This window comes from Chamaesiphon sp. OTE_75_metabat_556, assembly GCF_031378165.1.
Classification (GTDB): Bacteria; Cyanobacteriota; Cyanobacteriia; order Cyanobacteriales; family Chamaesiphonaceae; genus Chamaesiphon.
On the sequence record NZ_JANNDR010000391.1, the window covers coordinates 1 to 11,922 of the forward strand.

Consider the following 11,922-nt stretch of genomic DNA (forward strand, 5'->3'; position numbering starts at 1 on the left):
TGGAGAGCTGATTGAGAAAGGTGGTGGCGGAATTGGCGGTGGTGAAGGTAATTACGGTTTGGAATCCCGCCATCACGTATTGAGTGTAGCGTTCTTGCCATTTCCAGCGCGATCGCAATTCGACATTTTGGGCTTTGACAGTTTGGATGCCAGCGATGACTTCGACCAGGTGCGACTGCGATCGCGCATTGCGTTCTGCTTTGGTGCGTAACTGTTTGCGGGCGATCGGCGATACCAAAGTCGTAATCAGGATGCATAGTGGTAAAGTTGCCAGGGCGACTAGCGTCAATAGCCAGCTATAAATTAACATCACCACGATGTAAATTACTGAAAATACCGAATCGAGGACGACAGTCAAGGCTGTACCCGTCAAAAATTGGCGGATATTTTCGAGTTCGTTGACGCGGGTAGACAGTTCCCCCACCGATCGTTTCTCGAAGTACCGCAAAGGTAGTCGGAGCAGGCGATCGATAATTTGCGAACCCAATGCCAAATCGATCCGATTGGTGGTATCGACAAATAGAAAAGTGCGCAAACTAGTTAATAAGGCTTCGCCGATGGCCACGCCGATCAGCAGAATCCCAAATACATTCAAGGCGGTGGGACTATTGTTGAGCACCACCCGATCGATAATCGTCTGCGTAATCAGTGGATTAGCCAGTCCGAAGAGTTGAATGAAAAAAGAGGCAATTAAGACCTCGATTAACACGCCTTTATACTGCACCAACGCCGGCCAAAACCACCCGATGCCAAACTTTTGCTCTGGGGTATAACGTGTAGTCTGAACTAACAAAATCGAAATCAGATCGTTAGCGGGAGCGTCGGGTTTTGATTCCTGATTGAGGAGTAATTCTTGCGGCGATCGCTCAATCAAGCCACTATCGGGTAGCGCGATCGTTACTGACTTGTGAGAAACAGCACAAACGACGGCCAATCGGTCTTCCCATTTAATCAGGGCTGGCACCTGAATGCGCTGGAGATCGGCGATCGGAATTGAGGCCAATTGACCCTGAAGTCCCAAAAAGTCGGCCACAGCCCCGCAAAATTGGAGCGAAATCCCCCCAGATTGCTCGACATGATGGGCAACCACCTTGCGGACAGAATCCCGTCTAAAGGGGATTTTGAATTGGTTGGCGAGCATTTCAAAGCAGGCAACGCTGCCGTCGATCTGTCCCTTCCCTCGGACGATTGGATATTTTTGGCGCGATTTGGTGGGCTGGTTGAGTGCCAGGGGTAGATCGGGCGCGTAGGGAATCAATGACGGTTTCGCCACAGTGAGGTCGGTAGTCGTGGAGAAGACAGTATCCGCGTCGATATCGATAACTCGATCGATCTGCGCTGGGGGAGCAGGAACTTGTAAAATATCGGGTGCAATCCCCAGCAGCCGGAATTTGGTGCGGGCGGGGATGGTAGTCAGATCGACGCGATCGCCGATTTGGTACATTTGACTACCACTCTGCTCCGAAGACTGATTGGCGATAAACCAATCCCAAGTACTCAATGCGGCCGGAATTTCGGATGGGGAATTGTAGACGACAGCCGTGTTAGCCGCTTGCAGTGCCAGCTCCTTGAGCGAGTCAACACCCAATCCTTCGAGCAATTGTTCTGGATTGGGACATCGATCGAGTTCCAATCGCAATACTTCAAAGATTTCGATCGCACTCGGTCGATTGAAAAAATGATGTCTGAGAATCGGTTCTGTGGCGATCATCTGCATGAATGATTCGGCGGGAATCGTCAGGCAAATCGCTTCAGTTGAGGCGATCGCTGACTCGCAGGGTACGCCACGAATCATCCCAACTGCACCGATAGTACTACCGATTTCTAGCCGTTCGATTGTCACCGGCGAGGTGTGGTCGGAAGGATATCCCAGGAGGCGGACAGTACCTTCGACAACGATATTCACTTGGGCGGAGAGTCGATCGCGCAACGCAATCGGTTGGCCGACATGATAGCGATAATACTGAGCGATTTTGGCCAGTTTCGATTGTGTCTGCGTCGAGAGCTGGCAAAACGGTTCGATTTGCGCTAAAAAAGTTTCTGGCGCGATCGGTGTATAAGTCATGATCTTTTAAAGTTTGAATTAATAATTGGGGTCGATCGTTCACGCTGCGCGATCGCGTTGCCGATTTTAGAGGTAATGTATAATTTGATTTTGCTTAATTTGCCGAACTTTAACAGGCGAACATCGGCCATACATCTCGATTGGCGGCTCACCTAACATTTGCCACTCAATCACTCATACTTAAATCATGCAATCGAGCCTGTAGCCATTGCTCATACAACTCATCGATCAGCCGCGATTGAACGACCTGATCTAATTGCGCTGGCAAGAATTTTTCGAGTCTGACGACTACAAACCAGTCCGCAATTTGCAGTGGTGGTGCTAATTGTCCTGGTTGGAGCGATCTGAGTTTTTGTGCCAAAACTGGATGGGGTATCGACAGTTCGTGGGGGCCGACGACACCACCGACATCAGCTTCTTGGCCGCCAGAATATTGCTTGACAAGTTCGGTAAATGTGGCTTCCCGATCTTGAATCCGAAAAAATAGCTCTTGAGCTAAATGAGGATCTTTAACCCGTAATAGTGAATAAATCACCCGATCGAGTTGACTTTTGCGCTGCAAAAAGTACGATTCGACTTTATGCCCAAAAGTTGTTTGTTTGAAGCGATCGAGTTTGAGTGTGCGAAGCACCGAATGTTCTAATTGCGCTAGCGTACATTTATTTCGCACCAGCCAAGTATCGCGCTCGGCATCAGAATTAATCTGATACTTGCGATAAAAAGTTTTGTAGGCACTAAACATCTCTTCTTGGCTGCAACTAACTGAAGCTAGCTCCGCATCCAGGATCAGTTCTCGCTGAAATTGGGGGAGCATCGAAAATTTCTGCAATAGGGAGATCACTTCCTGTCCAGACATCGCGTTTTTACACAACCGTTTCAGTGGTGTGTCGAGGTCGAGTGGTGCCGTTGGCGTAGCCTCTCGGGACGAGAATCGATCGGTTGGAGGTAAGGTGGAAGTCACAATGCTGGGATCTAGCAAGTTTGCAGTTATCTTCATGATGATACTTTTGTGTAAAGGTCAACTAAGTAGCACCCTGCACAGATTATCTCAGTAATTGCTCGGTACCAGGTTATGCAGATATTAACGTCTGGTTAACCTCAAATCCGATCGATTCACTGTCATCGATCGATTGTCACAATTAAGGTATCGGGCGATCGATCGGTACCCCTAAATTACCGCTCTAAATTAGATTAGCAAATCGATCCAGCTAAAAAACAAGGCAGAATTTCCCGATCGGGAAGTTCTGCCCAGTCGTCGCTTTACCTGTCAATCGATTCGCGATTAGCCAAAGACAAACTGGCTGGAATTGCTAGTATTTAAGCTGCTAGCTTGAATACCCGTCAGTACTGCCAAGGTTTGGGTACCAAAGTTAATCGTCGTATCGGCACTTGTTTGATTTAATTTCAGCGTGCTGCTGCTGATGCCCAAGCTCTTGGATCCGGAGATACCAATGACGTCTGTACCGATTTGGAAATCGGCGATCGTATTGGCAGAACTCGGTAGCGAGCCAGTCGCAATCCAGAACTGGTCAGCACCAGCACCGCCAGAGAGGGTGTTGCCGCCGCCGCTACCAGCGTAGAATTTATCGTTACCATCGCCACCGAGGGCGCGATCGTTGCTGCCCAGATAGAAGGTATCATTGCCAGCACCACCAGACATCCGGTTTTCACCCTTGCCATCGATCGCATAGAAGGTATCGTTACCTTCACCGCCAAATACGGTGTCATTGCGGCTGACAAAAATCGTGTCGTCACCTTTACCAGCATCCACCGTGTTATTGCGGGCATTGCTATTGAAAGCCAGATCGATCGTATCGTTGCCGTTGCCAGTATAGATCGTATCCTGCACGCCATCGATCGTGCCGCCCACCTTGGCGATTTCGGTGTCGCTGCCAGGAGTTCCCGATACCAAATTTTGCTGACTGGTTTCCGCGACCGAGGCAAACATCGTTTGGGCGATATCCACCTGATCGATTAAACCAGGAATGCCCTTAACTTCCTTGCCGTATGCTTCGTAGCCAGTCCCGATCGAAGCTGTCAACAGGGAGGATTCCGGCCCTTGGTAATAAACGGGGACGGGGCGGTTGGTGTGATTGCCCCAGTCATATTTATCTGTGGTGCTAGATCCCCACGTTTGACCCGATCCAGCGATCGTATCATTGTCGGTCAGTGCGCTGATGCCATTGCTGGCATTTTTTTGCACTAGCGTGGGAAAGTCGCCATTGAGGGTCAGATAGTGGTCGTGGTCGGCAGTGACGATCAGTTCGTTATCTGCCCAACCGCCGTTTTTATTAATCCAATCGATGACCGATCCGACTGCCTTATCGAAGTCCAAGGTCGCACCGATTAGGTTGTCAATATTATTGTCATGAGCCGCCCAGTCGATATCGCCACCTTCAATCATCAGCCACATCCCATCGGGATCTTTACCCAAAACGGTGAGTGCCGCTTTAGTTAAGTCATCGAGGGTGGGGTTTTGGTTGCGCTCGGTCGCGATGAATGAAGCATCAGTCTCACCCGCTTTTAAGGGGCGAACGGTGTCGGGGTTCAATCCTTTGGTGGAGTTGACGGTGAACATCGCCAAACCTGTAGTGCTGTAGTCGCCATTGGCCGAGCTAACTGGCAAGTTCCCATCTTGACCGCGCGCGCCATAGAGACCTAAGAGGCGATCGCCTTTTTCGGGATCGAGGCTAGCGGCAGTACTGGCAAGTTTACTCGCCGCATCTGTCCCGCGTTCTACGAACGTATAGTCGTAAATATTGCTGGTCGGATTTTTGCTGAGTTCTTGGTAGGTAGATTCTTTGATATAAGTATTGTCTCTTGGCTCTACACCATTGGGTAACACATTTCCCGTCGAGGAGAGAGGGTGCCCACCACCTAATAAGACTGTCGGTTGATAAACGCGGAGTTCTTGTTGGAGGATACTATCGAGCGCGGTATCTTCATAACCGTTGTCAAATTTGTTGCGGTTATTGACGTTAGCAGCGGCGGCAGCGGGGGTGGCATGGTCGATCGGGACGGAGGTCACTAGACCAGTCGATTTACCGGCCTGAGCGGCTTTGGATAAGACGCTCTCGACCGGATTTTCAAAGATGTCCACGCCAACCGCACCATTGTAAGTTTTGACGCCAGAATAGAGGGTGGTTGCGGTGTTGGCCGAGTCAGGATAGCTGTACTTGATATATTCTTTTTCAGTACCCGCAGTCCAAGGAGTGGCACCGCCTTTGACCGGATCGTAACCAACCAAGTTGCCGACAACCCCATCGCTAACTTTTGCACCACCAGTTGGTGTGGTACCGGGGTTAAACGTGGTGTTGAAATCAAAGCCAGAAATATCTGAATAGGTAACATTGGTAGTCGTCGTCAGTCCCGTATTCCCGACTACCCCTTTGCTATCCGCGATCGCGGCTTGACCTGTATTATAAACCCCGGAACTGTTTGGTACTGTTGTCCCGTAGGTAGTTGCCAAGGTATAACCCGTCAACGTTTGCATGTTCAGACCCGTACCTTTACCAGAGGTATAGTAATCGCTGAGGCTGGTGCCAGTTTTGCCTTCTTGGATCTGTTTGTAAATGGCAGCGGCGCGGGTCATTTCCCAGCCCATCCCATCGCCAATCATGATAATCGTATTCTTAGCCATTGTAGATAACCTGCCTATGTTTGGTTGAGATGATTTACAGTCGAACTGATGAACTTACCGAACTAACACTCTGCCTACATTCGATCGCAGACAGCTACTTAAATACCAATTACCCAAATCCGATATTTTTTTGGAGGATTACCCCTGGAGATGTAGCGATGGCTACACCTAGAGATATCTGTAACAAGGCCAACCTTTATATTAGAGTTGCCCATTGTTAAGTTCCTATGATTAATCGGTTAAGAATCGATTAAAAGTGTCTTAATACGCAACACAATAACGACGATGTTTTTCACGCTGCCGAAAGCTTTGATATCGATCGGAGCGGTGGTGTAGATCGATTCCACATCGTGCGACTTGATTAATCCGGCTTTGACTAATGCTAGTTTCGCGATCTTCGATGTTCGATCGAACATCGAAGATCGATTACATAGTCAACCAGAATTCTCGATCGCCAGAGTGGTTGTTCGCTACTTTAGAGCGAAAAATCTTGCCCGATCGGCGTCAGTTATCATATTTTTGCAAACAAAACAATTCGATATTCTGTAAAAAGCAGCACGTTGAAATAACTAGTTCTTAATCTGTGCTTGGTATAGTGATGTTGCAATTATTGCCATAAAAAATCAGTGTCGATCGCTACTGGCTAAGTTAAAGCAGCCGTAAAAATACTAAATTTTATTGTCACTTGTGGCGATCGGCGGCACGATCAATCTCTAAATCAAAGTTGGCATCAGCATTCCGAAACCCCGATCGTGTCGTTATTAGCAGATTTCTCATCATCCTCATAGAAAACATCCCCAACTGACTATGACTGCATTAAAAGGTTATGCTTCACTGCCTGCGGATACTTTTGCATCGGGGCCAGCATCAGGTGCGACAATTACTGGCACCACCAACGGTAGGACTATTCCGTTTTCCAGTCAGCCAGTGCAAGGTTTGAGTGCAGTCCAATTTGCCGATAGCTCTGGTAATTACTGGTTTATGGCCGATAATGGCTACGGTGCTAAATCTAATAGTTCGGACTTCCTATTGCGGATTTACAAAGCCAATCCCAGTTTTCAAGGTTTGGGTGGCGACGGGACGGTGAAAATTGGGGACTTTCTTCAACTATCCGATCCCGATCAAAAAGCGGGATTTGCGATCGTCAATAATAATACGACCGATCGGTTATTAACTGGCGCAGATTTCGATATCGAATCTTTCAATATTGCGGCAGATGGTTCGATTTGGATCGGCGATGAATTTGGCCCTTATACCCTTCACTTTGATGCGACGGGGAAGCTGTTAGAAGCACCAATTGCGACACCAAACTATACCAAACTCAATACCCTCAATGGCAAAGAACCGATCGTTATCGGCCATCGCGGTGCCTCTGGCGAGCGTCCCGAACATACCTTAGCCTCTTACCAATTGGCGATCGAGCGTGGTGCCGACTTTATCGAACCAGATTTGGTATCGACTAAAGACGGCGTACTGATCGCGCGTCACGAGCCAAATTTGATTGCGACCACCAATGTCAAAGACCATCCCGAATTTGCCAGCCGCAAGACCACTAAAATGGTCGATGGGGTGGCCGAAGAAGGTTTTTTTGCGTCGGACTTTACCTTAGCGGAAATCAAGACCTTGCGGGCGATCCAACCAGTCGCCGATCGACCCCAAACTTTCAACGATCTCTATGAAATTCCCACGCTGGAAGAGATCGTCAATCTCGTCAAACAAGTCGAAACTGACACTGGCAAAAAGATCGGGATCTATCCCGAAACCAAACATCCAACTTACCACGATAACTTGGGCTTATCCTTAGAAGAGCCGCTGTTGGCGACGCTCAATCAAACTAACTTTACCGACCCCAGCCGCGTTTATATTCAATCCTTTGAAGTTGCCAATCTCCAGGAACTCAATACCAAAACTAATCTCCCCCTGATTCAGTTATTAGACGCTTATGATGTCAACTTGGATGGTTCACTCAGTTACCAAGATGTCAACAAACAGCCATATGATTTCACTGTCAGTGGTGATAAACGGACTTACGGCGACCTGCAAACGGTAGCTGGCTTAACAGAGATTGCCACATACGCCGATGGGATTGGCGCGTGGAAACCGATGATTATCTCTTCCAAGGGTACCGATGCCAATGGCGACGGCAAAGCCGATGATGTCAATCAAGATGGTGTTGTGAATAATACCGATCGCACCGTCTTGCCTGCCACCTCATTGGTGAGCAATGCTCATGCCAATAATCTGCTCGTACATACTTACACCTTCCGCAATGAAGCGCGGAACCTAGCTGCCGACTATAATGGCAATCCTGCCGAAGAATACAAAGCATTTATTAATGCGGGTGTCGATGGCTTCTTCTCCGATTTCCCTGGGACTGCTGATGCGGTGCGCGACCAAGTTGTCTCGCCGATCGTCAGATCGCCAGACAATCCTGACATCTCCAAGCAGACAACTTTTAATACCCTCGACAACAAAGCCCCGATCGTTATCGGCCATCGGGGTGCTTCCGGCGATCGGCCCGAACACACCTTAGCAGCTTACAAAGTGGCGATCGCGGATGGGGCAGATTTCATCGAGCCAGATTTGGTCATTACCAAAGATGGCGTGTTAATTGCCCGTCACGAGCCGATGTTAGCTGTATTAAATGCTGATGGCACCCTCAATACAACCAATACCAGCACTGACATTTATAAGCGATCGGAATTTGCCAGCCGCAAAACCACCAAAATCCTCGACGGCCAAAGTGTGACGGGTTGGTTTGCTGAAGACTTTACCCTCGCTGAGATTAAAACGCTCAATGCGATCGAGCGGCTCCCAGCATTACGCGGTACCGAATACGATGGTGATAAGCTTCAGGTTGTTACCTTTGATGAAATCATCGACTTGGTGCAAGACTATGAAAAAACCACGGGCATCAAGATCGGCATCTATCCTGAAACCAAGCACCCGACTTACTTCCAAACAGAAGGTAAATATATCGATGGGACAGCCATCAATGTCAACCTCGGTCAAAAAGTAGTCGATACCCTCGTCAAACAGGGTTTTACCGACCCCAGTCGCGTCTATATCCAATCTTTTGAGACTACCAATCTCAAAGAATTGAAGACGACGATTATGCCCACAGCGGGGGTGAATATTCCGCTCGTCCAGTTGATTAGCAGTACTGGTAGTCCTTATGACTTGGTGGCTAGTGGTGACAAACGCACCTATGCCGACCTGAGTAAGCCCACCGGATTGACCGAAATTGCTAAATATGCAACTGGGATCGGCCCCGATAAACGGACGATCGTCCCAGCTAGCACGGTAGATAAAAACAGCGATGGCAAAGCTGACGACCTCAATGCCGATGGTCAAATTACCGATGCCGATCGAGTGTTAGGGACGCCAACGACACTGGTTACGGACGCGCACGCGGCGGGTTTAAAAGTCCATCTCTATACCTTGCGCGATGAATCTGTCTTCTTGGCATCCGACTATGGTGGGGATGCTCGCGCCGAATTCGAGCAGTACATCAAACTCGGTGTCGATGGTTTCTTTACCGATTTCCCGGCGACTGGCTATAGCGTGCGTCAGGAATTGATCGGTAGTGCCAATGTTACTACAGCTTTAGGCGGTCGCACCGACGACACGATCGTTTCCAATCTCGGTAGTTCCAGGGGTTATGAAGGTGGCGCGCTCAATGCCTCGAAAACGAAACTGTACGCGCTATTAGAAGGCACGGTTGTCGGCGATGTGGCGGGTACGCTGCGGATTAATCAATTCGATCTGGCTACTCAGAAATTTGAGAGTTTAGCTGGTTACTACAAGCTCGAAGCGGCAGCTAACGCGATCGGCGATCTGACTGTTGTTAACGATCACGAATATCTGGTCATCGAGCGCGACAATAATCAAGGGGATTTGGCGAAATTTAAAAAAGTCTACAAAATCGACTTGTCCAAACAAGATGCCAACGGCTTTGTAGCCAAAGAAGAAGTCGCCGACCTCTTAAATATTCCCGATCCGCAAGATCTGAATCAAGATGGCAGCACTACTTATAAAATGCCCTTCGTGACGATCGAGAATGTCTTAGTGCTCGATGCCAATACGATCTTAATCGCCAATGATAATAACTACCCCTTCTCGACTGGTCGCACCTCCGGCATCGACAACAACGAGATCGTCCAAATCGGTCTGGACAAGCCCTTGAATCTCAGTCCCTCAGTCGGTCTGGCTGGTCTAGCAACCAACAAAGTCATTACGGGTACTAGCGGTAACGATACCACGCTCGTTCCGGCCACCAATGATACTGTTTTTACTGACGGCGGCAATGACTTGGTAGATGGCTCGGTTTCTAAAGGCAACAGCAACCGGATCTACGGCGGCGACGGCAACGACGAACTCTATGCAGGCAATACCGACAGGCTGTTTGGTGAGGCTGGCGACGATATTCTCGATGCCAGTCAAGGCAAAGGCGGCAATCGGCTCTATGGTGGCGCGGGTAACGATACCTTATTTGCGGGAAGTAATGACTTCCTCGATAGTGGTGCTGGTAATGACATTATCTATGCTGGCAAAGGTGGTAACACCCTCAACGGCGGTGCGGGTAGTGACAAGTTCTACTTGGCTGCTGGCAGTCTGCCCACTAGTAGCAATACCGTAAGCGACTTTGGAGTGGGGATTGACAAACTACTCATCTTGGGTATTACTGGCGTGACTGACTTTAGCAAAGTGACGCTCACTCAACAAGGTGCCGACACTCTCATCAAAGCTAGCGGTAAAGATCTCGCCCTCTTAACGGGAATTCAATCTAGCACGCTCAATTCCAGCAGTTTCGCATTCGTTTAGGTTCGCAATTATCTAAATAGGGTTAATTCCGATCGGAATTAGCCCTATTGACATTTGGTTTGAAGTTTACAAAAAATTCAACTTTATAAATAACATGGCTCCTAAAGTAATCTTGCTCTCCCTCGATGGGGCGACTGATGCGATCGTCGATAAGTATTTGGCAAATGGCGTTCTCGATGCCAAAACTGGCTTGGGACTGCTCAAAATCAAAGGGGTCGCAGCCACAGATAATCAAACTATTACCCCTTCAATTACTGCTCCCTCTCACATCGCGATCGCGACTGGTTCGACCGCAGTTAATAACGATATCAACGCCAATAGTTTCAGCCTAGTTTCCAATCCTTTTACTACCAATACTAGCGGTTTTGCTGCCCCGATCGGTGGTTATGACTATCAAACTGGGATCGACCCCAGCGAGGATACTACACCCACCTCTACGCCAATCTGGACGACACTCCAAGCAGCGGGTAAAACTGTCGTCGCGGCGACTTTCCCTGGTGCGGATGGCGCAAATATTCTCTCCGCGACTACTAGCAAAGCCATCTTAGACAAAAAAGAAGATCGCACGGTCAGTTATACCGTTCCTTATGGGGCGTTTGGGGGGATTGGCGGGACTGGATTCAGTCTGACTGCGGCTGATTTTACGATCGGTAATACTCAGGCTGTGACCGGACTAGCTGCGCTGGGCAAAAGTTCTTACAGCACGGTCAAAGTAGCTAAGTTAGAAACGATCGCTGGCACGGCCTTGACAGGTGGTAGTACCAGTAGTAACTACGAGATGCAGGTAGCGGCGATCGATACCACTGATGATAAAGTTACCAATTACGATACATTGGTAGTCTTTGACGCCAATGTCGGCATCAAAGGTGCAGCCACTTTACCCGCTACCGGCTCGGCTTTTATCAAAGCCAGCGACCAAAAATCCAGTTCCTTCTACTTTGAGGGCAGTACGAATAAAGTCGGTACTTCTTTCTTCGCCAGTACCCTCAGTGGCGATTTGTCGAAGGTAAATATCGCGCGGTATTCGAGTGCTTATATTCCCCGTCCGGCTGAAAGCCCTGGGGTGGTTGCCAATGTTGATGATATCAATACCAATATCGGCACCTGGTCACCCCAAGCCGATTTTCGCTTCCCCGAGCGGATCAACACTGGACTGACTAAGTTCAGCGACGCCGAACTCGAAGCCATTTACCAAGATCAAGTCAAAACCTTCGTCGATTATCAGACCAAAGTCTTACTCCGCAGTATCGAGCAAAACCCAAATGCCGATTTAGTACTCGGTTATATCGAACAACCCGACGGTTCGCAACACCAGTTCCTACTGACAGATTCGCGTCAAGCAACCGACTTTACCGATCCCAATAGTATCGGGACGGGTCAGGATGCCGCTAAA

The 11,922-nt window shown here is 48.9% G+C and carries 5 protein-coding genes; 2 read left to right on the plus strand and 3 right to left on the minus strand.

Annotation, left to right across the window (positions count from 1 at the left end; genetic code table 11):
- The 3 genes from RMO27_RS15830 to RMO27_RS15840 all read right to left on the minus strand — a co-directional run.
- Positions 1–2,065, minus strand: a 2,065-nt coding sequence (locus RMO27_RS15830) for an ABC transporter transmembrane domain-containing protein (protein WP_309734203.1), incomplete at its 3' end; no start/stop codon positions are given.
- Positions 2,066–2,231: 166 nt separating this feature from the next.
- On the minus strand, positions 2,232–3,062 hold the full coding sequence (locus tag RMO27_RS15835; protein WP_309734205.1) for a peptidylprolyl isomerase: 831 nt from the start codon (positions 3,060–3,062) through the stop codon (positions 2,232–2,234).
- A gap of 285 nt (positions 3,063–3,347) precedes the next feature.
- Positions 3,348–5,705 (minus strand): alkaline phosphatase, encoded by a 2,358-nt coding sequence (locus RMO27_RS15840; RefSeq protein ID WP_309734207.1) that lies wholly within the window; start codon positions 5,703–5,705, stop codon positions 3,348–3,350.
- Between the two features lie 801 nt (positions 5,706–6,506).
- On the opposite strand from RMO27_RS15840, the gene RMO27_RS15845 reads away from it, so the two are divergent.
- Positions 6,507–10,529: a glycerophosphodiester phosphodiesterase family protein gene (locus RMO27_RS15845; protein ID WP_396133727.1), complete on the plus strand. Its 4,023-nt coding sequence runs from the start codon at positions 6,507–6,509 to the stop codon at positions 10,527–10,529.
- A gap of 94 nt (positions 10,530–10,623) precedes the next feature.
- Positions 10,624–11,922 (plus strand): alkaline phosphatase family protein (locus RMO27_RS15850; RefSeq protein ID WP_309734209.1); only part of this gene is annotated, 1,299 nt, incomplete at its 3' end.